Annotated in this window: 21 protein-coding genes; 3 read left to right on the top strand and 18 right to left on the bottom strand. The window is 71.0% G+C overall.

The features are described from left to right. Window positions 1-4: 4 nt before the first annotated feature. From ABD831_RS13775 to ABD831_RS13740, 8 genes are all read right to left on the bottom strand, one after another. Window positions 5-904 (bottom strand): universal stress protein, encoded by a 900-nt coding sequence (locus ABD831_RS13775; protein WP_344947468.1) that lies wholly within the window; start codon window positions 902-904, stop codon window positions 5-7. A 3-nt stretch (window positions 905-907) separates the two neighbouring features. Beyond that, on the bottom strand, window positions 908-2,725 hold the full coding sequence (locus ABD831_RS13770) for an amino acid permease (protein WP_344947465.1): 1,818 nt from the start codon (window positions 2,723-2,725) through the stop codon (window positions 908-910). A 194-nt stretch (window positions 2,726-2,919) separates the two neighbouring features. Beyond that, the gene (locus tag ABD831_RS13765) at window positions 2,920-3,729 is read right to left on the bottom strand and encodes a GNAT family N-acetyltransferase (RefSeq protein WP_344947462.1); all 810 of its coding nucleotides are present in this window, start codon (window positions 3,727-3,729) and stop codon (window positions 2,920-2,922) included. Further along, window positions 3,726-4,409, bottom strand: a complete 684-nt coding sequence (locus ABD831_RS13760) for a DUF2306 domain-containing protein (protein ID WP_344947459.1) — start codon at window positions 4,407-4,409, stop codon at window positions 3,726-3,728. Before ABD831_RS13760 ends, ABD831_RS13765 begins: the two co-directional genes overlap by 4 nt. Beyond that, window positions 4,406-5,104 carry a hypothetical protein gene (locus tag ABD831_RS13755; protein ID WP_344947456.1) on the bottom strand — a complete coding sequence of 233 codons (699 nt, stop codon included), beginning with the start codon at window positions 5,102-5,104 and terminating at the stop codon, window positions 4,406-4,408. The genes ABD831_RS13760 and ABD831_RS13755 overlap by 4 nt, the downstream gene beginning before the upstream one ends. A gap of 123 nt (window positions 5,105-5,227) precedes the next feature. Then, window positions 5,228-7,933 carry a winged helix-turn-helix domain-containing protein gene (locus tag ABD831_RS13750; RefSeq protein WP_344947453.1) on the bottom strand — a complete coding sequence of 902 codons (2,706 nt, stop codon included), beginning with the start codon at window positions 7,931-7,933 and terminating at the stop codon, window positions 5,228-5,230. Between the two features lie 53 nt (window positions 7,934-7,986). Next, a complete protein-coding gene (locus ABD831_RS13745) occupies window positions 7,987-8,772 on the bottom strand; it encodes an oxidoreductase (protein WP_344947450.1) in 786 nt (261 codons plus the stop codon). Between the two features lie 2 nt (window positions 8,773-8,774). Beyond that, window positions 8,775-9,575, bottom strand: coding sequence for an alpha/beta hydrolase (locus ABD831_RS13740; RefSeq protein ID WP_344947447.1), 801 nt, complete (start codon window positions 9,573-9,575; stop codon window positions 8,775-8,777). Window positions 9,576-9,770: 195 nt separating this feature from the next. Here ABD831_RS13740 and ABD831_RS13735 point away from each other — a divergent pair, with 195 nt between their 5' ends. The 3 genes from ABD831_RS13735 to ypfJ all read left to right on the top strand — a co-directional run bounded on the left by ABD831_RS13735 (window position 9,771) and on the right by ypfJ (window position 12,993). After that, the gene (locus ABD831_RS13735) at window positions 9,771-10,778 is read left to right on the top strand and encodes a LysR family transcriptional regulator (protein ID WP_344947444.1); all 1,008 of its coding nucleotides are present in this window, start codon (window positions 9,771-9,773) and stop codon (window positions 10,776-10,778) included. 131 nt (window positions 10,779-10,909) lie between these two features. Further along, window positions 10,910-11,992 (top strand): helix-turn-helix transcriptional regulator, encoded by a 1,083-nt coding sequence (locus ABD831_RS13730; protein WP_344947441.1) that lies wholly within the window; start codon window positions 10,910-10,912, stop codon window positions 11,990-11,992. A 47-nt stretch (window positions 11,993-12,039) separates the two neighbouring features. Further along, window positions 12,040-12,993 (top strand): KPN_02809 family neutral zinc metallopeptidase, encoded by a 954-nt coding sequence (ypfJ, locus tag ABD831_RS13725; protein WP_142178099.1) that lies wholly within the window; start codon window positions 12,040-12,042, stop codon window positions 12,991-12,993. Here ypfJ and ABD831_RS13720 read toward each other — a convergent pair. The 10 genes from ABD831_RS13720 to ABD831_RS13675 are packed head-to-tail and all read right to left on the bottom strand — an operon-like array spanning window position 12,986 to window position 21,736. Next, window positions 12,986-13,612, bottom strand: a complete 627-nt coding sequence (locus ABD831_RS13720; protein ID WP_344947437.1) for an acVLRF1 family peptidyl-tRNA hydrolase — start codon at window positions 13,610-13,612, stop codon at window positions 12,986-12,988. The genes ypfJ and ABD831_RS13720 overlap by 8 nt on opposite strands. Window positions 13,613-13,631: 19 nt before the next feature. After that, window positions 13,632-13,958 carry a metal-sulfur cluster assembly factor gene (locus tag ABD831_RS13715; protein ID WP_142178103.1) on the bottom strand — a complete coding sequence of 109 codons (327 nt, stop codon included), beginning with the start codon at window positions 13,956-13,958 and terminating at the stop codon, window positions 13,632-13,634. Next, window positions 13,955-14,437, bottom strand: coding sequence for a Fe-S cluster assembly sulfur transfer protein SufU (sufU, locus tag ABD831_RS13710; RefSeq protein ID WP_344947434.1), 483 nt, complete (start codon window positions 14,435-14,437; stop codon window positions 13,955-13,957). Before sufU ends, ABD831_RS13715 begins: the two co-directional genes overlap by 4 nt. Further along, window positions 14,437-15,741: a SufS family cysteine desulfurase gene (locus ABD831_RS13705; protein WP_344947431.1), complete on the bottom strand. Its 1,305-nt coding sequence runs from the start codon at window positions 15,739-15,741 to the stop codon at window positions 14,437-14,439. Before ABD831_RS13705 ends, sufU begins: the two co-directional genes overlap by 1 nt. Window positions 15,742-15,746: 5 nt before the next feature. Then, complete coding sequence (gene sufC, locus ABD831_RS13700) at window positions 15,747-16,523, bottom strand: Fe-S cluster assembly ATPase SufC (RefSeq protein ID WP_344947428.1); 777 nt, start codon at window positions 16,521-16,523, stop codon at window positions 15,747-15,749. Window positions 16,524-16,526: 3 nt separating this feature from the next. Then, a complete protein-coding gene (gene sufD, locus ABD831_RS13695; RefSeq protein ID WP_425582825.1) occupies window positions 16,527-17,810 on the bottom strand; it encodes a Fe-S cluster assembly protein SufD in 1,284 nt (427 codons plus the stop codon). After that, on the bottom strand, window positions 17,810-19,231 hold the full coding sequence (sufB, locus tag ABD831_RS13690; RefSeq protein WP_142178111.1) for a Fe-S cluster assembly protein SufB: 1,422 nt from the start codon (window positions 19,229-19,231) through the stop codon (window positions 17,810-17,812). The genes sufD and sufB overlap by 1 nt, the downstream gene beginning before the upstream one ends. Beyond that, entirely contained in the window at window positions 19,228-20,091 is an 864-nt protein-coding gene (locus ABD831_RS13685) for a helix-turn-helix transcriptional regulator (RefSeq protein WP_344947424.1), read from the bottom strand. The genes sufB and ABD831_RS13685 overlap by 4 nt, the downstream gene beginning before the upstream one ends. Window positions 20,092-20,135: 44 nt before the next feature. After that, entirely contained in the window at window positions 20,136-21,074 is a 939-nt protein-coding gene (locus tag ABD831_RS13680) for a CDP-alcohol phosphatidyltransferase family protein (protein WP_344947421.1), read from the bottom strand. After that, window positions 21,071-21,736 carry a phosphatidylserine decarboxylase gene (locus ABD831_RS13675; protein WP_344947418.1) on the bottom strand — a complete coding sequence of 222 codons (666 nt, stop codon included), beginning with the start codon at window positions 21,734-21,736 and terminating at the stop codon, window positions 21,071-21,073. The genes ABD831_RS13680 and ABD831_RS13675 overlap by 4 nt, the downstream gene beginning before the upstream one ends. Window positions 21,737-21,742: the final 6 nt, after the last annotated feature.

Below are 21,742 nucleotides of genomic sequence, written 5' to 3'. Positions count from 1 at the left end.
AGGCTCAGCGGCTGCGCGGGGCGGGAAGGAGGTAGACCGGCACCGGCGCCGACCGGACGATCTTGGACGCCCGCGAGCCGAGGAAGAGCCGGGCCGCAGGGGCCGACGAGCTCGGGCCGACGACGAGGAGGTCGCCGTCGTTCCAGTCGACGCCCCAGATCGCCTGGCTCCAGGATGCGCCCTCGCCCACGACGAGCGACCGCGCGAGGCGGTCGGCGAGACGGCCGTCATCCAGTGCCTTCACCTGCCTGACGAGCACATCCCTCATCCGGGCGACCCAGCGGTCGACGACGAGCTCGTCGGCCGACTCCTCCACACTTCCGTAGAAGCGCTCCGGTGGCCGGACGGCGAACGACACGACCCGCAGGCTCGCCTCGAGCGCCTCGGCGAGACGCGCCCCCGCGACGGCCACGTGCCCGCCGTCCCGGGACCCGCCGTAGCCGATGCTGACCCGGCGGATGCGGGCCGCCGGCCCGGCGCGATAGCCCAGAGGGGCGAGGAGCACCGGCAGCGGCGCCGAGTGGACGAGACGGTCCGTGACGCTGCCGAGCGAGATCCGTCCGAGCGACCCCTTGCTCGACGAGCCGAGCACCACGGCGGACGCGCCCACCTCCGCTGCCAGCTCGAGCAGCCCTCCCGGGATCGACGACGCCTGACGCACCTCGAAGCTCGCGTCGACGTCACCCGGTAGAGCCGTCCTGGCCCCATCGAGGACGGACCGCCCCCAGTCCCGGAGCGGGCCGAGGTAGTTGCCGTCGACGAACTCCGGGGCGGCCGCGGCATACGGCGTCGTGACGACCACGGTGACGACGAGCGGCTCACCGGTCGAACGCGACAGGACGACCGCCAGCTCGAGCGCCGACGTGCCGCTGTCCTGCGCCGTGTAGGCGACGACGATGCTCACCGATCACACCGCGGCGACCAGCGAGGCCGCCTCGACGTGCGTCACCGGGAGGCCGAGCTCCGCGGCGCGGTCGACCACCTCGAACCGCTGCCAGATCGACTCTGCCGCAGGGAGCGTGACGATGACGATCTGGTCGGGGTCGAACTCGTGGACGGCGGCCCGCAGGGCGCGCAGCGGCCGCTGGTCGCCGAGGGCCCCGGTGGCGTCGAGATGGTGGGCGGTCAGCGTCTCGAGAGTGCGCTCGAGTCGGCGCTGCGCGGCCTCGGTCGTCGCGTCCTTGACCGAGACGGCGCCGTGGGTCGCGGCGGTGCCGGTCTCGACGGGACTGGCCGGCACGCATACGTAGTAGGTGGCCGCGCCCTGGGCGTCGATGCGCTGCAGCTCGGTCACCAGCTCGTCGGCCTCCAGGGTCTGGTTGGCGAGCACGAGCACCCGACGGGCCTCACCCGTGTGCACCGGAGCGACGCGCGCCGGCAGCCGGGCGATCCGGGCCTTGTTGACGAAGAAGAGGATGAGCACCACCGCGAAGGAGACGAGGCTCAGGACGAGCTGGATGCGGACGTCCTCGGTCAGCCCCATCTGGACCAGCACGAGCACGATGCCCAGGGTCGTGAGGACCGACAGGACCGGGAACCACCACATCTTCACCGCGAGCGTCGAGGCGTCCGCGCGGTATCTCAGGATGATCTGCGAGACGGCGATGAGCAGGTAGACGAAGAGGATCACGGCGCCCGAGGAGTTGAGCAGGAACGAGAACACCGTGTCCGGCGAGACCGCCGCCATGATGACCGCGAGGAAGCCGACGACGGACGAGGAGAGAATGGCGACCATCGGCACGCCACGCGAGTTGACCGACACCATCGACGCCGGCGCCTCCCGGCGCGCGGCCAGGACGAACAGCATCCGCGACGCGGTGTACAGGCCCGAGTTGAGACAGGAGAGGACGGCGGTGAGCACGACCGCGTTCATCACGTGGTCGGCATACGGGATGCCCATCTCCTGGAATGCGGCGACGTACGGCGAGGCCTCCAGGGTCGACGAGTTCCAGGGCAGGATCACCGTGAGCAGGAAGATCGAGCCCACGAAGAAGATCGCGATCCGGGTGATGACCGAGTTGGCGGCCCGCGAGACCGCCCGCTCAGGGTTGTTCGACTCCGCCGCGGCGATGGTCGCGATCTCGGCGCCCACCATCGAGAAGATGACCGTCACGACTCCAGCCGTGACCGCGAGACCACCGTTGGGGAAGAAGCCGCCGTGCGCGGTGAGGTTGCTGAAGTCGAGGTCGGCGTTCGGCCAGATGCCCAGGACGAAGAGGCCGCCGCAGACGAGGAAGACGATGATCGCCGCGACCTTGATCCCGGCGAACCAGAACTCGAACTCCCCGAACGACGAGACCGAGATGAGGTTGGTGCCCGTCATGAGAAGCATGAGCACGAGGCTGAGCACCCAGGTGGGCACTCCCGGGAGCCAGAAGTTGATGACCTTGGCACCGGCGACGGCTTCGAAGCCCACGACGATGACCCAGAAGTACCAGTAGAGCCAGCCGACGGAGAAGCCGGCCCAGTCCCCGAGCGCCTTGCGGGAGTAGTCGGCGAAGGAGCCCGTCGAGGGGTTCGCCACCGCCATCTCGGCCAGCATCCGCATCACCATGATGATGAGCACGCCGCACAGGGCGTAGGTGAGGAAGGCGCCCGGCCCCGTGGCCTTGATGACCGTCCCCGACCCGACGAACAGGCCCGCCCCGATGACGCCGCCCATGGCGATCATCGTCAGCTGACGCTGGGTGAGCGTCTTCTTCAGCTCTGGGCCGGCGCCCGACATCTCAGGACTCCCGAGACGCGAAGGTCGGACGGCACAGGCGCACGCAACGAGACATGGACAGATCCCTCTCGATCGGCTCGAAGGGGAGGTACTCCCCCTCGACGACCAGCCCAAAGTAGCCACGGTGGGGTCATCTGTCCACGCGAGTCCGACCCCGCCTACTGGGCGTCCTGCCCAGTCCTCCCCGGCTCTCCTCAGCCCACTCGGCTCCACTCGGTGGAGAGGACGGCATACGCGAAGGTGTCACTCCATCCCGCGGAACGGTGCAGGGCGTCGCTCACCGCATGGAGCTCCCGGCGCATCCCCACTCGTTCCATGAGGCGCCACGACGGTTCGTTGTCGGCGAAGCAGGTGGCGACGACGCGTCGAATCCCCAGCTCTTCGAAGCAGATCCGGATCAGCTCGCGCACGGCCTCGGTCGCATAGCCACGCCCGGCGAGCTCGGGGTCCAGCACCCACCCGAGCTCCGCCTGCGCCTCCCGAGCCTGCTCGGCGACCTCCCTCTGCGCCCAAGCGTCCTCGACCCGCAGCATGAGGTCGCCGACGACACGCCCGTCCAGCTCGACCACGAGCGTGGTGGCGAGGCGGGCAGGGCGCTCGAAGACGGCCCGGTACGACTCGAGGTCGGCCGGAGCCACGGTCAGCCAGCGGCTCACCGACTCCAACCGACGGAAGCGCCAGGTGGCCTCGGCATCCTGCGCCGAGGCTGGACGCAGCTCGAGGCGATCCGTGCACCGCGGCCAGTCGACGCGGGACAGCGGGTCGGCCACGGCCACCATCTCGACGCGGTCGCCGGCGTCGTCGGGCAGGGCGCGCAACGACAGCAGCACGGCGCCCAGGTCGCGGATCCTGGCCAGGTGTCCGTGGAGCTGGGCCTGGTCGAGCACCGACCCGGTGAGCGTCGTCGTCCCGTCCGGGGCATGTCGCACCGAGAAGCCATCCAGGACGCGCGTCCAGTGCTCGTCGAGGTGCCCCTCGACCCGGAACTCGTAACCGGTGCTCACCGCAGTCCTCCGAACGCAGCCACGACCCGCCTCCCACCGCCGTCACCGCCATGGTCACCGGCAACGGTCGGACGGCGGATCGCCCATTCAGCCACAGCGAGGTTGATGATCCATGCTGCTCCCCTCGAGGCGTCGAGCGCGAGCGGGCTGTGCCCGAACACGGCGCCACCCACGCCCTCGGTCAACGCCTGGGTGCCGGCACCCAGGGCGATGGCGTACCCGCGGGTCATCCACGCCCGGTGCGCCGCGATGTGGCCGCGCCGGATCGCGGCGACCCCGAGGACCAGCGTCGCGACCATCGCGGGAGCGAAGACGAGCCGGAGCACGAACAGGAGCGGTCCTGAGCCCGGCTGGGGTGGGAGGAAGAGGGTCAGCCACAGCGCCGATGCCGACACCCCCAGCCCGGCGACCACCAGTACTCGCCCGGAGACCCGGTGCCAGCCCGGCCGCCGGCGACGGAAGCCGCCGGCGAACTGGAGGGTGCCGAGCAGCGCGTACACCGCCGCACAGGCGATGTGCGCGACGACGGGCAGCGGGGAGGCGGTGAACCGGGCGTCGCTCGGGATGAGCGCCGGGCCCCCGCCCAGCTCGATCAGGCGCGCGGTGCCGGCCAGGACCGGGACGAGGCTCAACACGACGAGGGCGGCGGGGACCCGCCACCCCCGCTGCGGGCTCGTCATCGGACCGCTGCCTGTGGGCGCGCGGCGGCAGTGGCAGTGCCAGTGGCAGCAGCCACGCCGGACGTCTCACGACGCTGGTCGCGCCACAGCGACCACCCGAGACCGACCAACGCGATGCCGGTGGGGACGGCGAGCGGCCGGTTGAACGACTCGGGAAGCACGGCGAGGGCCAGGGTGGAGACGTTGCCGACGGCGAGCAGGACGGCTGCCCACCTGGAGAGGATGCCGGCGCGGAACGTCGCGATGCCGAACACGAGTCCGCCGGCGACGTAGGTCGCACCGGTGAGGGCGAAGACCGTTGTCAGTGCACCGATGTCGCCTGCCGCGTGCCCGCCGAAGGCTGCGACCACGACGTCGTTGACGAAGCCCGGCGAGGACGTCGCTGCCGCCGGAAGCACGAACGCGGCGGCGAACTCCGTTCCGAACATGAGCAGGTAGCCGACGCTGAGCAGCAGGTAGCCCGCAAGCCCGAACGCTCCGACGACTGCGCGCTGGCGCAGGTACATGCCGGTGATGCCGGCGAGCGCCAGAGCTGCCATCACGGTCTTGGCCGTGCTGCGCACGAGCCAGTCGGTCGTGGAGACCGAGGCGACGCCCATCGGGGGGTGGTTGATCTGGACGAGGACGAAGATCGTCCCGGCGACGACGGCTGCGACGCCGGCCGCCTGGCCGAGACGGGAGGTCGTGATGCTCATGGTCGGGTTCCTTTGCTGTCGAGGGCCCCGAGTGGTTTCGGGGACAGCCCGAACCTAGGAACGATGGCGTGCCGCCGAATCACCAAGCGATGTGATCGGGGAGGTGATTCCCGCCCTGGGCGCTCAGAGCGGTCGGATCAGCCCGAGCACGCCGGCACGGGCCACCGCGGCACGGCGGGTGTTGACGTCGAGCTTGGTGAAGATGTGCTTGGTGTGGGTGCGCAGCGTGTTGACCGACACGAACAGCTCGTTCGCTATCTGCGGGCCGGTCCTGGCCGTCGCCAGGAGCTGCAGGACGTCGAGCTCGCGTTCGCTCAGGCCGTGCGTCTGCGGTTCCTGCGCCGTCACCACGGGCCTGGCGTGTGCCGTCCGCTGGAGCCGGGCGACCAGGGCCGCGGTCACGGGCGTCCCGTCCACGTGGGCGGCCAGCTCCGTCATCGGGGCGCCCTCGTCGAGGAAGAGTCGGACGAAGCCTGTGGGAGCGGCCGTCGCCAGGACGTCACCGAGCTGCGCGATGGCCGCCGCCTCGTCGCGTCGGGCGTGGTGGACGAGTGCCTGGAGCATCCTGATCTCGAGCAGGCTGCCGTCGCGCCCGCCCGTGACTGCGCCAGGCGCCAGACGGTCGAGCCGCCCTGCGGCGTCGTCGAGCCGGCTGGACTCGCCGTCGGCGCGGTGCTGAGCCAGCAGCAGCCTGACGAGTGTGAGTTGTGCGAACTCGGCGAGGTAGGAGACGTCGTCGGCCCGCAGCGCGCGGGCGCTCTCGGCCCATCGCCATGCGTCCGCGAGCCGGCCCTGCGCGATGCGGATGCGCGCCAGCTGGGCCGGGATCGGACGCACGTCGGGGAAGAAGCCGGGCAGGTGCAGGGGCTCGGCCTGCGCGAGGAGCTCGGCCGCCGCATCGAGATCACCCTCGGCGCGCCGCAAGCGGGCCGAGGCGACGAACCATCGGTACCGGTTCTCCAGCAGCGAGGCGGACTCGCCGAGCGCCCGGGCCGTGTCGAGGTGCGCCGCAGCCTCCTCGAGCTCGTCCTGCTCGACGAGGACGTCGGCCAGGCCCACGTGCAGGTCCGCGAGGGTGGCCAGCGTGGCGCCCGGATGCCGACGGGAGGTGGCCAGCGCATCCTCCTGCACCCGCCGCGCCTTGTCGGGCCTCCCCCTCGCCACCCACATGTCGGCCAGGGCGACCGTGCTGCCGAGCTGGTCGGCGACGTCCCCGGCCTCGGCCATGCTGAGGACGGCACCTGAGAACGTGTCGACTGCAGAGGTCATGTCTCCTCTCCCCCAGGCGGCGAGCCCGAGGAAGCCGAGCGCGCCGGCCCGGGCCATGTGGTCGTCCGCACCGGTGAGACCGAGAGCGCGGCGCGCGTGCCGCTCCATGGCTTCGGTGTCGCCGCGAGCCTGCGCCGCCGAGGCCCGGAAGACCGCCATGGTCGCGGGCAGCGTGCGCAGCTCCTCCGACGTCGCGAGGGATGCGCCGGCAGGAGCGACGGGCCGTCGCGTCGTGAGCGCCCGCTCTGCTTGCGCCAGAACGGTCTCCACCCCCTCGAGGTCGCCTTCGACCAGGCGGGTCCACGCGAGGTAGGTGCCGAGCAGAGGGCGTTCACGGGTCACCTCGTCCGGCAGCGCGGTGAGCCATTCGCGGAGCATGACGTCGCGACGTCGACGCCGGAGGTCCGGCAGCGCCGACTCGACGAGGTCCGCCGCGTAGTCGGCGTCCCCGCTCCGCAGGGCGTGACCGACCGCCTCCTCGACGAAGCCGTGCGCGGCATACCACTCGGCCGCCGCCCTGTGAAGACGAGGAATCCGCTCCGGCCGCTCAGCGGAGAGCCGCGCCCGAAGAGCCTCGGCGAACAGGTGGTGGTAGCGGTACCAGCCCCGGTGCTCGTCGAGCGGCACGATGAAGACGTTGTTGCGGTCGAGGGCCTCGAGCCGGCCGGCGCCGTCGTCGCCTCCCGTGACCCGGTCGCACAGCTCACCGGTGAGCTGCTGGAGCACGGAGGTGTCGAGGAGGAACCGGCGCGAGGCCTCGGGCTGGGATCGCAGCACCTCGTCGACGAGGTAGTCGAGGATGAACCGGTGGCTTCCCGTGAAGTCGGCGACGAACTCCGACGTGTCGTGCGTGCCTCGCAGCGACAGCGCGGCGAGCTGCAGTCCGGCGACCCAGCCCTCGGTGCGGGACTCGAGGGCGGCCACCTCGGTGGGGCGAAGGTCCAGCCCCATGACCCCCGTGAGGAACGCGCGTGCCTCGTCGGGGGTGAACCGCAGGTCGGCGGCGCGCAGCTCGACGAGCTCTCCACGCGCTCGCAGCCGGGACAGCGGAAGGGGCGGGTCCGACCGGGTCGCGATCGCCAGGCCGGCCTGCGGCGGCAGGTGGTCCAGCAGGAACGTGACCATCTCGTGGACCTCGGGCGCCGTGATGACGTGGAAGTCGTCCAACGCCAGCACGATTCCTCCGGACTGCAGGTCGAGCTCGTTGACGACAGAGGTCAGGGCGAGGTCCGGAGCCCTCGAGGCTGCCACCAGCCCGGCCGCCTCGGAGAACTCACCGACGGACTGCAACGCGGCGACGAGGTGCTCGAGGAAGCGTCGCGGGTCGTTGTCGTCCGCGTCGAGAGAGAGCCACGCGACGTGGCCCCGGCTCCCCGTCAGGCGCGCGAGCCCCTGGGCGAGCGCTGTCGTCTTGCCGAAGCCGGCCGGCGCCGACACGAGCACCAGGCGGGGCGGCGCACCTTGGTCGAGCCGCTCCGAGAGTCGTGCCGTCAGTCGTGGCCGCCCGACGAGGTCGCGGCGCAGCCTCGGGACGTGCACCTTGGTCCCCAGGACGGCCATGCGACGAGCATAGGAGCGCGACCTCGCGGGGCGGCACCCTTCCCACCCCTTGCTCAGGTCGTGGGGATGAGACCGCCGTCGATGGTGACGTCAGCACCGGTGATGTTGCCGGCCACGTCGCTGGCGAGGAACGCGACGAGCCGGGCCACCTCGTCGGGGTGGGTGAAGCGTCCGGTCACCGAGTCGCGAGCCGCGGCCGCGGCCACCGACGACGGGTCGGTCCCCTGTCGGGCCGCCACCGCCGCAGCGACGCCGTCGCTACCGAGCCAGAGGTCGGTGGAGACCGGTCCGGGACTGACCGTGTTGACGCGGATGCCCTGCGGTCCGAGCTCCTTGGACAGCGACTTGCAGAAGCTGCGCAGCGCCGCCTTGGCAGCGCTGTAGTCGATGACCGAGGGGTCGGCCAGCGTCGCGTTGACCGAGCTCGTCGAGACGATGGCACCCCGGCCGCGAGCAAGCATCAGGGGCAACGCTGCTCGCGTGGTGCGGACGGCGGCCATGAGATTGAGCGTGTAGGAGGTCGCCCATTGCTCGTCCGTGACCGCCAGGAAGCCGTCGAGCCGCGGCGACACCGCACCGACGTTGTTGACGAGGATGTCGAGACGTCCCAGTCCGGCGGCGGCGTCGACGAGGTGCGCGGCGCCGTCGGGGTCGCTGAGGTCGACGGCGACGTACGTGACCGCGCCGGACCGGCTCAAACCGTCGAGCTCGGCAGAGGCGTCGCGCGCGCCGGCCACGACCGCGACCCCCTCGTCGGCCAGCACGCGGGTGATGGCGAGACCGATGCCCTTGCTCGCACCGGTGACGATGGCGACCTTCCCGGCCAGGGCGAGGTCCACGGTCAGAGCCCGTGCTCGTCGAGCCAGCCGAGCACCGCCTTGGCGAGCTCGCTCCACCCGTCGTCGATGGTGAGCGAGTGGCCTCGGCCCTCGAACTGCCGGAGCTCGGTGAGGGCGGTCGACTTGCGGTACTGCCTGAGGGTGGAGCGCGTCACGACGTCGGGGACGGTGTGGTCCTCGAGGCCGGAGATGAGCAGGAGGGGACCGCGTGTGCTGTTGTCGGTGTCGACCGCCGCCTCCGAGTGGAGGGAGAAGTTTGCGGCCGCCGCCTGGAAGAGCGGCTTCGCCGGCGACGGGATGGTCCACCTCTCGAAGAGAGCGTCCGACTCCTCCTCGCTGACGGCGTTGCCGAACCCGAACCGGAACTCCTTCGCGGTCAACGAGACGGCCTTGTTCCGGTTCGCCGGGTTGCCCAGCGCGGGGAGTCCGGCACGCAGCTGTGCGAGCGGCAGCGGCAGGACTCCCTTGATCTGGGCCGGGTCGATGGCCACCGCCGCGGCGGCCTTGCCCTGACCCAGCAGCTTCTCGGCGATGAGGCCTCCGAACGAGTGCCCGACGAGAACGGGCGCGTCCGGGAGGGCCTCGATGATCGCCGCGTAGTGGTTCGTCACGTCGTCGATGCCGAGCCCCGCGACGTCGTCCGCACGCTGCCGGGCCTCCTCCACCGTGTCGGCCTCCCCGGGCCACCCCGGCGCACTGGGCGAGTAGCCGGCATCGCGGAACATCTCGACCCACGGCGCCCAGCTCGTGGCATGGAGCCAGAGACCGTGGATGAAGACGACGGGGCGCTGGGTTGCGGTCATGAGGTGCCTTTCTCCTGGGTCCACACGTGGGGCGGACCGTGGCCGTCGCGGAGGGCGACACCCAAGGCTGGTCGCCCGGGGGCCCCCGAGTCCAAGACCGGTTGCGCGCCGATCGATAACCGCGAGGAGTTCCGCAGGGCCGCGACGAGTCACTAGCGTGGTGGCACTCGGGCACGACGACGGTCGTGCCCGGCCATGACGCGCCCCGGGGAGTCCCAGATGGAGCTGGACCTGCGCTTGGTGCGCTACTTCGTCGCCGTCGCCGACGAGCTGCACTTCGGTCGGGCTGCCGCGCAGCTCTACGTGAGCCAGCCCGCCCTCTCGAAGCAGATCCGCAAGCTGGAGGACCAGCTCGGCGAGGCTCTTCTCGTGCGCGACAGCCGCCACGTCACGTTGACGGCCCGGGGCCAGCAGTTCCTCGGGGACGCCAGGCGGCTGCTCGCCCTCGCCGAGAGCATGACGCAGCGCTCCGCCTCGAAGGGCGTCAGCATCGCCCACGTCTTCGAGCTGTCCACGAGCCGACTGGTCGCCGATGCCTTCACGTCGTCCGAGCCGGACGTACCGTTGCGCGAGCACGCGATGGACAGCATCACGCAGCTCGGGGCCCTCCTGCACGGGCGCCTCGACGTCGCGATCCTGCGGGTCACGCCTCGGATGCTCCTCGCCCAGCCGAGCGGATGGCGTCACAGACTGCTCAGGCTGGAGCCGCTGGTGCTCGTTGCGCCGGGCGACGACGGTCGCCGTCCGACGGCGTCGTTCCACGACCGACCCCTGCACGTCTTCGGCGATCCCCCGGACTCGGGGACCTACAACGCCCACGGTCAGTACCTCACCGCCCTGGAGGATCGGCTGGGCCTGGAGATGCGGTGGCTCGGCACCCCGGGCGCCTTCAGCTTCTGCGTGGCCCACGTGCAGCGGGCCGCCGAGGACGTCCACTACCTCGAGTTCCTCAGCTACGCCGAGAAGTACGTCGAGGTCGGCATGCAGATGTCCTGGCCGCGGGAGATCCAGCCCTACTATCCCTGGTCCCTGGCATGGCGCGCCGACGACGTCGCCCCCACGACGACCAGACTCATCGACGTCGCGCTCGGGCTGGCACAGGAGCGCTCCTGGCTGTCAATGGACCAGGGCGCGACACCGGTCCCTGCATGGATGCCCGACGACGAGCCGGCGTGGCGCGAGGTCACCCCCCGACGACGCTGAGGCGGCTCGGGGCAAAGCCCCATGGCTGCACGTCGTGCCCGCAGGCGCTCCGGAGATCCGTTCACTGCCGTATGCCGTCACCGCCGAGCGGTACCTTCGTCCACGACCACGGGTGTCCGGGAGGGGACGGCATGCGCTACGACACGAGCCCCACGGCGCGAGCGCTGCTCGCGCTCGAGGTGATCCAGGACTGCCCCGGCATCACCGCGCAGCGACTCGGCGACCACCTGGGCGTCACCGAGCGGGCCGCCCGCCGCTACGTCGCCATCCTGCGGGAGGCCGACCTGCCCATCGAGTCGGTCACCGGACCGCACGGCGGCTACCGCGTCGGCCGGGGGCTGCGCCTGCCGCCCCTGATGTTCACGGCCACCGAGGCGCTCGGGCTCGTCATGGCGGTGCTCGAGGGTCACCGAGGGGCGGCCGACCCGACCGAGCTCGTCGGGGCAGCCCTGGCCAAGATCCTCCGGGCGCTGCCCCACCAGGTGGCAGAGCCCGTGCGGGCCGTCCGTCGCGTCACCGGTCCGCCGCCGGACCCGAGGCTGCGCGTCGACCCGGCCCTGACCGGCAGGCTCGTCGAGGCCTGCACGTCGTCCCGGCAGGTGCGGCTCGACTACCGCCTCGAGGACGGCAGGGAGCGGCCCATGGAGGTCGACCCGTGGGCGGTCGTGCTGCGCCACGGGCGCTGGTACCTCCTGTGCTGGTCCCGGACGAGCGAGGCCCAGCGCGCGCTCCGCATCGACCGGGTGCAGTCGGTGTTCGTGACGTCGCAGGCCTTCGACCCGCCCGAGGACCTCGACGCGCTGCGGACGCTCGAGGAACACCTCTCCCAGGGCTGGCGTCACGAGGTGGACGTGCTCCTGAGGACGGACCTTCACGAGGCGGCTCGGTGGCTCCCCCGCAGCCTCGGGCGGCTCGAGGAGGTCGACGGCGGCGTCCGGCTGAGGGCGACGACCGACGATCCCGACTGGTACGCCCGCCAGCTCGCCGTCACCCCGCTGGACTTCGAGGTGCTCGGGTCACCCGCGCTCGTGCAGGCCACCGAGGACCTCGCCGCGCGCCTCGTCAAGGCGGCCGGCGCCGCCGACACCGCCGCCGGGTCACCGATGGCTGGGCGGGCCCGAGCGGGTACGACATCGTCTGAGCAGCACACGAAACAGCAGACCAAGCAGCACACCAGGCAGCAGACGAGCCCCGGTCCCCGCGCACTAGGGTGATCACGACCGGACCTGGGAGTCCCAGGTCCCGACCCGAGGAGCGGCACATGAGCTTCAACGACAACGCCCAGCTCGACACCTCACAGGTGCAGAGCGGCGGCAGCGGTGGGGGCGGAGGAGGCGGCGGCTTCCCCGGTGGCATCCAGGTCGGCGGCGGCATCGGCGGCCTGATCCTGCTCGTGCTCATGCTCATCTTCGGCGGCGGCAAGATCCTCGGCGGAGGTGACTCCGGCAGCAGCACCGGTGGCCTGCCGTCCCAGCAGCTCCAGAGCAACCAGGTCTCCGCTGCAGGCCAGGTCGACCAGGGCCAGTTCTCCCAGTGCAAGACCGGCGCCGACGCCAACAAGAACGACGTGTGCCTCATCATCGCCACCGTCAACAGCGTCCAGGACTACTGGACGAAGGCCCTGCCGAAGTACCAGATGAACTACGAGCCGGTGAAGACCGTGATCTACCAGGGCCAGACTCCCTCGGGCTGCGGCACGGCCAACTCGCAGGTCGGGCCGTTCTACTGCCCGCTCGACGCGAAGGTCTACGTCGACGCGAGCTTCTTCCAGGAGCTGCAGAGCAAGTTCGGCGCCGACGGCGGTCAGCTCGCCAAGGAGTACGTCATCGCGCACGAGTACGGCCACCACGTCCAGGACCTCCTCGGCATCCTCGACCGGGCGCAGAAGGACCCGCAGGGTCCCAACTCCGGGGCCGTCCGCATCGAGCTCATGGCCGACTGCCTCGCCGGCACGTGGGTCAAGCACGCGACCGAGACGACCGACGCCAGCGGCACGCCGCTGCTCAAGGCCATCTCCGAGAGCGACATCAAGTCCGCGCTCTCGGCTGCCTCCGCCGTCGGTGACGACCGCATCCAGGAGAAGATGCAGGGGCGCGTGACGCCCGAGAACTGGACGCACGGCTCTGCCCAGGCCCGCATGAACTGGTTCACCCAGGGCTACCAGACCGGTGACATCAACCAGTGCAACACCTTCGGCGTCGACACCGTCAGCTGACGCCGCCGGACGACGACTCGATGATCTCGATGCGGACGGCGCGTCCGCGGCGCAACGCGCTGTCGAGGACGTCACGCCTCGGGTCGGGCAGGTCGTAGAGCTCGCGCATCGGCAGTCCCGCGAGGGCCCGCAACGGGCTCGCGTCGAGGACCTCGCGCACGAGGGTCCGGTCTCCCCCGACGACCAGCCCCCGGGGTATGCCGTCCGCCCCCGTCCGCGGGCTCTCGTCGTCCCGGAGCAGGACCCGTCGGGCATGGCCGACGACGGCGTCGACGAGCTCGTCGGCCTGCTTGCCGCGGCGGCGCGCGAAGCGTTGCTGCGACCAGCCCCCGGCGGCCGTGCGCGACTGCACGTGGCGCGTGCCGACCTTGGACGCGGTGAACGCGTGCCCGAGAGCCAGGCCCACGGCATACCCTCCGCGGCGGACGAGGATCACACCGAGCGGGTCGTGGGCGAACGGTGTTGCCACGACAGTGGATCCGTCGGCAGCATGGGCGGACACGACGACGCCGCCGGGAGTGGTCTCCTCGGCGGCGTCGTAGGCACCGTGGCGCTCGGCGAAGCCCGCCATCCACCGGTCGAACCGCTCCGGGTCGACCTCGATGACGCGCGTCGTCACGGGCGCGGCTGGTGCAGGCTCAGAGGTTGAAGCCGAGGGCGCGCAGCTGCTCGCGGCCGTCCTCGGTGATCTTGTCGGGGCCCCACGGCGGCATCCACACCCAGTTGATCCGGTGCGTGGCGACGAGGCCCTCGAGCGCCTGGGCCGTCTGGTCCTCGATGACGTCGGTGAGCGGGCAGGCCGCAGACGTCAGCGTCATGTCGAGGACGGCGTGGGACTGCGCGTCGACGGTGATGCCGTAGACGAGGCCGAGATCGACGACGTTGATGCCGAGCTCGGGGTCGACGACGTCACGCATGGCCTCTTCGACGTCGGCCACGTTCGGCGGGGTGGTGGTTGCGGTCATGACGAAACTCCTTGCGGGGAGGGCGAACTCGTGGAAGAGATGTCGACGCCGGCACGGGCGAGCGCGTCGGTGAAGGCGGTCCAGCCGAGCAGGGCGCACTTGACGCGTGCGGGGTACTTCGAGACGCCGGCGAAGGCGACCCCGTCACCGATGACGGCCTCGTCACCGGCGACCTGACCCTTCGAGGTCAGCATGGCGCGCATGGCCTCGAACGTCTCGAGCGCCTCGGTCACGGGGTGCCCGATGACCTCCTCGGCCAGCACCGAGGTGCTGGCGACGGAGATCGAGCAGCCCTGCGCGGCATACGAGATGTCGGTGACGACGGCGTCGGAGCCGGAGCCGGTGACGTCGACGCGGAGGGTGACCTCGTCGCCGCACGTCGGGTTGATGTGGTGCACCTCGGCGTCGAACGGCTCACGCAGACCAGCGTGCTGGGGCCGCTTCGAGTGCTCGAGGATGAGCTCCTGGTAGAGGTCCATCAGCTGGCCTCCCTCTCGGTGTCGACGCCGAAGATGACCGGCACCCGGTCGAGCGCGGCGAGCAGTGCCTCGACGTCGGCGGACGTGTTGTGGACGGCGAAGGACGCGCGCGTCGTCGCTGCTGCACCGAGGGCACGGTGCAGCGGCCACGCGCAGTGGTGACCCACGCGGACGGCCACCCCTGCGTCGTCGAGCACCTGGCCGACGTCGTGGGCGTGCACGCCGTCGACGACGAACGCGACGGCGCCGCCACGGGGCGTCCCGGCGGCAGGACCGACGACGCGGACCCAGGGGCGCTCGGCGAGACTGCGCTGGAGCTGGTCGACGAGGGACGCCTCGTGGGCGTGGATGCGGTCGATGCCGATCGCCTCGATCCAGCGGACCGCGGCGGCCAGCCCCACGGCCTGCGCCGCGTTGGGGACGCCGGCCTCGAACTTCTGCGGGGCAGGCGCGTAGGTCGAGCGCTCCATGGTGACGAGCTCGATCATCGAACCACCGGTGAGGAAGGGGGGCATGACCTCGAGCAGCTCCGCGCGGCCCCAGAGCACACCGACCCCCATCGGGCCGTACATCTTGTGGCCGCTGAAGGCGATGAAGTCGGCGCCGAGGGTCGTGACGTCGACCGCGAGGTGCGGCACCGACTGGCACGCGTCGACGACGACGAGCGCCCCGACGGCGTGAGCCCGCTCGGCGAGCTCGGTGACCGGGTTGACCGTGCCGAGCACGTTGGACACGTGCGTGAAGGCGAAGACCTTCGTGCGCTCGGTCAGCAGGCCGTCCAGACCGGTCAGGTCGAGGGCACCGTCGGCGTCGACCGGGACCCAGCGCAGGGTGGCGCCCGTGCGGCGGGCGAGCTCCTGCCACGGCACGAGGTTGGCGTGGTGCTCCATCTCGGTGACGAGGATCTCGTCACCGGGAACGAGCACGAACCGGTCGTCCTTGGGCTCGTCGGTCGGGGCCGCGTTGGAGAACGCGTAGGCGACGAGGTTGAGCGCCTCGGTCGCGTTCTTGGTGAAGACGACCTCGTCGGCCGGCGCCCCGATGAACGAGGCCACCGTCGCGCGGGCGGCCTCGAAGTCGTCGGTCGCCTCCTCGGCGAGCTGGTGGGCGCCTCGGTGGACCGCGGCGTTGTGCTGCTCGTAGAAGGCGCGCTCGGCGTCGAGCACGGCCGTCGGCTTGTGCGACGTCGCCCCCGAGTCGAGGTAGACGAGCGTCCGTCCGTCGCGCACCGTGCGCGCCAGGATGGGGAACTCACCGCGGATCGCGGCGAGCTCCCCGTCCGTCAGGGGCCGGACGTCGGCCATTCGGCTCAGACCTCCACCGTGGCGGCGGGCGCCGAGGCGAGGTAGCGGTCGTAGCCCTCGTCCTCGAGGCGGTCGGCCAGCTCGGGACCGCCCTGCTCGACGACCTTGCCGTCGATGAAGACGTGGACGAAGTCGGGCTTGATGTAGCGCAGGATGCGCGTGTAGTGCGTGATGAGCAGGACGCCGAGGTCGCTCGAGTCCTTGGCGCGGTTGACGCCCTCGGAGACGATCTTGAGCGCGTCGACGTCGAGACCGGAGTCGGTCTCGTCGAGGATGGCCACCTTGGGCTTGAGCAGCTCCATCTGGAGGATCTCGTGGCGCTTCTTCTCGCCGCCGGAGAAGCCCTCGTTGACGTTGCGCTCGGCGAAGACGGGGTCCATGCGCAGGTTGCCCATGGCCTCCTTGACGTCCTTGACCCACGTGCGCAGCTTGGGGGCCTCGCCGTCGATGGCCGTCTTGGCCGTGCGGAGGAAGTTGCTGACCGTGACACCGGGGACCTCGACGGGGTACTGCATCGCGAGGAAGAGGCCGGCGCGGGCGCGCTGGTCGACGCTCATGGCGAGGACGTCCTCGCCGTCGAGCGTCACGGTGCCGCCGGTGACGGTGTACTTGGGGTGGCCGGCGATGCTGTAGGCCAGCGTCGACTTGCCGGAGCCGTTGGGCCCCATGATCGCGTGGGTCTCCCCCGACTTCACGGTGAGGTCGACCCCGCGCAGGATCTCCTTGGGGCCGTCCTCGGTCTCGACCGAGACCGTCAGTCCCTTGATCTCGAGCGTGCTCATGGGTCAGTTCTCCTTGTTGGTGCTGGGGGTCTGCTGGGTGGGGGCGGCGTATGCCGTCGACGCGAGCTCGTCCTCGATCGCCGCGGTGATCTCGTCGCGCAGGTCGGCGAGCGGGATCTCACGGATGACGTCGGCGAAGAAGCCGCGCACGACGAGGCGCTTGGCCTCGTCCTCGGTGATGCCGCGCGACTGCAGGTAGAACAGCTGCAGGTCATCGAACCGGCCTGTCGCAGAGGCGTGCCCGGCGCCCTCGATCTCGCCGGTCTCGATCTCGAGGTTCGGCACCGAGTCGGCGCGGGCGCCGTCGGTCAGGACGAGGTTGCGGTTGAGCTCGTAGGTGTCGGTGCCCTCGGCCTCGGCGCGGATGAGGACGTCACCGACCCAGACCGTGCGAGCGGTCTCGCCCTGCAGCGCGCCCTTGTAGGTGACGCGGCTCTTGCAGTGCGGGGCGTTGTGGTCGATGTACGAGCGGTGCTCGAGGTGCTGGCCGGCGTCGGCGAAGTAGACGCCGAGGAGGGTCGCGTCCCCGCCGGGACCGGCGTAGCGGACGTTGGCGTTGACGCGGACGACCTCACCGCCGAGGCTCACCGAGACGTGCTTGTAGTGCGCGTCGCGGCCGACGAGGGCGTCGTGCTGGGCCAGGTGCTGGGCGTCGTCGGCCCAGCGCTGCACCGACACGACGGTGAGGTCGGAACCGTCGCCCGTGACGACCGAGACGAGCTGCGAGTAGTGCGCCGAGCCGGTGTGCTCGACGACGACCGTCGCCTTGGAGAAGCGGCCGGCGCGCACGACGAGGTGGCCGTGCACGGGCTCGCCGCCCTGACCGACGAGCGAGAGGCGAACGGGCTCTTCGAGCTCGGCCTCCGCGGGGATGTCGAGCAGCAGGGCGCCGTCGGCAGCAGCGCCGGCGACCACGGCCGCGCGGTCCTGCGGCGGCAGGATGCCGAGGCCCTGGGCCTGCTCCGAGGTGATCGTCGAGGTCGTGACGCCCTCGGGGAGCGACGCGCTCACGTCGAGGTGACCCGTCGCGCTCTCCGCGAGGAGGCCGACGAGCTTCTTGACGGGGGTGAAGCGCCAGTCCTCCTCGCGGCCCTTCGGCAGCGGGAACGTGGCGACGTCGAAGGATGCCGGGCGCTCGGCACGCGACTGGATGGGCACGAAGGCCGCGGCCGAGTCGGTGTGCGCCGTGGCACCGGGGATCGTGGAGGTCGGGGCGGCGTGGGGCACCGTGGTCTCGCTCTGCTGGGTCTCGGGGGTGTCGGTCGTCGTGTCAGCCAGAAGGCTCATCAGCCGACGGCTCCTTCCATCTGCAGCTCGATGAGGCGGTTGAGCTCGAGGGCGTACTCCATGGGCAGCTCACGCGCGATCGGCTCGATGAAGCCGCGGACGATCATCGCCATGGCCTCGTCCTCGGCCATGCCGCGGGACATGAGGTAGAAGAGCTGGTCCTCGGACACCTTCGAGACCGTGGCCTCGTGACCCATCGAGACGTCGTCCTCGCGGATGTCGACGTACGGGTAGGTGTCGGAGCGGCTGATCGTGTCGACGAGCAGCGCGTCGCAGCGCACGGTCGAGGCCGAGTGGTGCGCGCCGGGCAGCACCTGGACGAGGCCGCGGTAGCTGGCCCGACCGCCACCACGGGCGACCGACTTGCTGATGATCGAGCTCTTGGTGTTGGGCGCCGCGTGGACCATCTTGGAGCCGGTGTCCTGGTGCTGGCCCTCGCCGGCGAAGGCGATCGAGAGCGTCTCGCCCTTGGCGTGCTCGCCCATGAGGAAGACGGCGGGGTACTTCATCGTCACCTTGGAGCCGATGTTGCCGTCGACCCACTCCATCGTCGCGCCGGCCTCGCAGGTCGCGCGCTTGGTGACGAGGTTGTAGACGTTGTTGGACCAGTTCTGGATCGTCGTGTAGCGCACGCGGGCGTTCTTCTTGACGATGATCTCGACGACGGCCGAGTGCAGCGAGTCCGACTTGTAGATCGGGGCGGTGCAGCCCTCGACGTAGTGCACGTAGGAGCCCTCGTCGGCGATGATCAGCGTCCGCTCGAACTGGCCCATGTTCTCGGTGTTGATGCGGAAGTACGCCTGGAGCGGGATGTCGACGTGAACGCCCTTGGGGACGTAGATGAACGAGCCACCCGACCACACGGCGGTGTTGAGCGCGGCGAACTTGTTGTCACCAGCGGGGATCACGGTCGCGAAGTGCTCGCGGAAGAGGTCCTCGTGCTCCTTCAGGGCCGTGTCCGTGTCGAGGAAGATGACGCCCTGCGCCTCGAGGTCCTCGCGGATCTGGTGGTAGACGACCTCGGACTCGTACTGCGCCGCGACACCGGAGACGAGGCGCTGCTTCTCGGCCTCGGGGATGCCCAGCCGGTCGTAGGTGTTCTTGATGTCCTCGGGCAGGTCGTCCCACGTGGCCGCCTGCTTCTCCGTGGACTTCACGAAGTACTTGATGTTCTGGAAGTCGATGCCGGTGAGGTCGGAGCCCCAGGCGGGCATCGGCTTCTTGCCGAAGAGGCTGAGGCTCTTCAGGCGCAGCTTCGTCATCCACTCGGGCTCGCTCTTGCGGGCCGAGATGTCGCGCACGACGTCCTCGTTGAGCCCACGACGCGCAGTGGCTCCGGCCACGTCGCTGTCGGCCCAGCCGTACTCATAGGTGCCGATGCCCTTGAGGCCGGGGTTCAGCTCTTCGATGTGGGTGGTCATGAGGAACCTTCCTTGACGTGCGTGAGCGTGTCGGTGCTGGTACTCGTGCTGGTACTCGTGCTGGTACTCGTGCTGGTGCTCGTGCTGATCTGGGCAGCCTCCGGGTCAACACCCTCGGGCTGCGTGGTCTTCCGGGGGCGGGCGCCGATCCCACCGGTCGGGACGAAGGTCGTGCAGACGTGGTGTCCGCCGGCGAGGGTCGCGAGGCGCTGGACGTGCACCCCGAGCAGGCGGGAGAAGGCATCGGTCTCGGCCTCGCAGAAGGCCGGGAACTCGGCGGCGACGTGCTGGACGGGGCAGTGCCCCTGGCACAGCTGCACCCCGGTGAGCCCTCCGGCGCCGACGGGTCGGGCCGTGGCCGCGAAGCCGTCCTCGCTCAGCGCCTCGACGAGCGCCTCGGTGCGCGCGGCGGGACTGTCACCCGCGGCGTCGAGGCGGGCGGCGTACCGCTGCTCCAGGGCCGCGACGCGGTTGCGCGCGAAGTCGCCGACCGCAGCAGGACCAGCGTGGACCTCGAGGTAGCGAAGCACCTCGACGGCGAGCGAGTCGTAGTCGGCCTCGAGCGCGCTGTGCCCGGCGTCGGACACCACGTAGGCACGTGCCGGACGGCCACGGCCACGGCGTCCGCTCGTGGGCTCGTGCGGCACGACGGCGCCCTGCTCGACGAGGGCGTCGAGATGGCGGCGGACCGCGGCCGGCGTCAGGTCGAGGTGGCGCCCCAGCTCGGCGGCCGTGATCGGGCCGTCCGCGGAGACCATATGGAGCACCCGCGAGCGCGTGCGCGACTCGAGCGGCGAGACGTGCTGGACGTCCTCGCCGTCCTTCGCCTCACGCGGGACGTGCTCTCCGATAAACACCACACCATTGTGACGTAAATGCGCGCCACGCTCCAGTTAGGCGAGCCTTAGCGGCAGGACTCGTCGTCGAGGTCGTCCACGTCGTCCCCGTCGTCGCCCTCGTCATCGAGGTCGGGGGGCATGATCACCGACGGCATCCGGGTGCGTGGTGGGGCGACGGCGTCCTCGCCGAACCAGCGCCGTCGCAGCGGCGCCGTGACCCACCCGAGCGGACACGTCAGCACGTAGCCGTAGGCGAGCGCCATGCCGGTCGCCCCGGGGAAGAGGGCGAGGCCCAGGGCGATGAGGATGCCGAGCGGGACGGTGATCCGCAGGTGCCGCGGCGAGAGCAGGTCCCGGAAGGACCGGAAGCGGAACGAGGTGGCCATGAGGGCCGCCGGCACCACGCCCGCCGCCACGGGCACGAGCGGTGCCCAGTCGTAGAGCGGGTCGCCGATGGCGAGCACGGTGGAGATGACGACGCCGGCCGCCCCGGGGCTGGCGAGCCCGACGAAGTAGCGCTTGTCGGCGAGCGGGTCGATGGTGACGTTGAAGCGGGCCAGGCGGTAGGCCGCGCAGGCCAGCCAGAACATCGCTCCCGCCCACGCCCACACGGGGTAGGCCGGCAGCGCCCACGTGTAGACGAGGACGGCGGGCGCGATGCCGAAGGAGATGAGGTCCGCGAGAGAGTCGAACTGCAGGCCGAACGGCGTGATCGCCCCGACCGCACGGGCCACCGCGCCGTCGCAGATGTCGAGGACGATGGAGATCGCCACGAGGACCGCGGCTGCGCGGAAGTGTCCCTGGAACGACAGCAGCACCGACGAGAAGCCGCTGATCATGTTGCCCAGCGTGAAGAGGCTGGGGAGCGTGGCCCTGGCCCGCACCCGCGGGTTGAGCCGGTCGAGCGGGATGACGCGGGCGCCGGTGGCCGAGACCAGCCGGATGCGCCGGCTGACGCGGTCGCGCCGTCGGGGACGCTCGTCTGAGGGCGCGTCGCCGCTCACGAGCGGTCCGCCGCCGGGAAGCGACCCAGGACCGTCTCGCCGCCGATGGCGCGATTGCCCTTGGACACCTCGAGCTGCACCTCCGGGGGCACGAAGACGTCCATGCGGGAACCGAACTTCATCAGCCCCATCCGCGCTCCGGTGGCGACCTCGTCGCCGGGCTCGATGCGGGTGACGATGCGGCGCGCGAGCTGACCGACGAGCTGGCGGTAGACGACGCGGCGCGGGCGCCCGCCGACGACCCGCTCGACGATGATCTCGCTGCGCTCGTTCTTCGTGGCGCTCTCGGCGCGGTAGGCGGCGAGGAAGCGGCCCGGCGTGTGGGTCACGTCGATGACGCGACCGCCGTACGGCGAACGGTTCATGTGCACGTCGAGCAGCGACAGGAAGATGCTGACCTGCTGCCACTCACCAGGGGGCGCGATGCCCGCCTGCGGCGGCCCCACGTGCATGACGATGCCGTCGGCCGGCGCCAGCACGACGTCGGGGTCCGAGACCGGGGTGTGGTCCGGGGTGCGGTCGGGGTCGCGGAAGAAGAGGGTCACTCCTGCCGTCAGCAGTCCGAGGGCGGCGGTCGTGCGCGGTCGGCGGGCCAGCGCTGCGATCACCGTGGGCACGGCGGCCATCGCGGTGAAGGGCTTGGCTGCTGGGTCGATCTTCACGGGTTG

This window comes from Terrabacter ginsenosidimutans, assembly GCF_039539425.1.
Lineage (GTDB): Bacteria > Actinomycetota > Actinomycetes > Actinomycetales > Dermatophilaceae > Terrabacter > Terrabacter ginsenosidimutans.
Note: the sequence above shows the minus strand (reverse complement) of the source record. Positions and strands in the feature narration are given on the sequence as shown.

Excerpts from the sequence above, each read along its gene's own strand:
- ABD831_RS13770 (WP_344947465.1), bottom strand. The coding sequence starts at position 2,725 with ATGTCGGGCGCCGGCCCAGAGCTGAAGAAGACGCTCACCCAGCGTCAG.
- ABD831_RS13760 (WP_344947459.1), bottom strand. The coding sequence starts at position 4,409 with ATGACGAGCCCGCAGCGGGGGTGGCGGGTCCCCGCCGCCCTCGTCGTG.
- ABD831_RS13755 (WP_344947456.1), bottom strand. The coding sequence starts at position 5,104 with ATGAGCATCACGACCTCCCGTCTCGGCCAGGCGGCCGGCGTCGCAGCC.
- ABD831_RS13750 (WP_344947453.1), bottom strand. The coding sequence starts at position 7,933 with ATGGCCGTCCTGGGGACCAAGGTGCACGTCCCGAGGCTGCGCCGCGAC.
- ABD831_RS13740 (WP_344947447.1), bottom strand. The coding sequence starts at position 9,575 with ATGACCGCAACCCAGCGCCCCGTCGTCTTCATCCACGGTCTCTGGCTC.
- ABD831_RS13735 (WP_344947444.1), top strand. The coding sequence starts at position 9,771 with ATGACGCGCCCCGGGGAGTCCCAGATGGAGCTGGACCTGCGCTTGGTG.
- ABD831_RS13730 (WP_344947441.1), top strand. The coding sequence starts at position 10,910 with ATGCGCTACGACACGAGCCCCACGGCGCGAGCGCTGCTCGCGCTCGAG.
- ypfJ (WP_142178099.1), top strand. The coding sequence starts at position 12,040 with ATGAGCTTCAACGACAACGCCCAGCTCGACACCTCACAGGTGCAGAGC.
- ABD831_RS13715 (WP_142178103.1), bottom strand. The coding sequence starts at position 13,958 with ATGACCGCAACCACCACCCCGCCGAACGTGGCCGACGTCGAAGAGGCC.
- sufU (WP_344947434.1), bottom strand. The coding sequence starts at position 14,437 with ATGGACCTCTACCAGGAGCTCATCCTCGAGCACTCGAAGCGGCCCCAG.
- ABD831_RS13705 (WP_344947431.1), bottom strand. The coding sequence starts at position 15,741 with ATGGCCGACGTCCGGCCCCTGACGGACGGGGAGCTCGCCGCGATCCGC.
- sufC (WP_344947428.1), bottom strand. The coding sequence starts at position 16,523 with ATGAGCACGCTCGAGATCAAGGGACTGACGGTCTCGGTCGAGACCGAG.
- sufD (WP_425582825.1), bottom strand. The coding sequence starts at position 17,810 with ATGAGCCTTCTGGCTGACACGACGACCGACACCCCCGAGACCCAGCAG.
- sufB (WP_142178111.1), bottom strand. The coding sequence starts at position 19,231 with ATGACCACCCACATCGAAGAGCTGAACCCCGGCCTCAAGGGCATCGGC.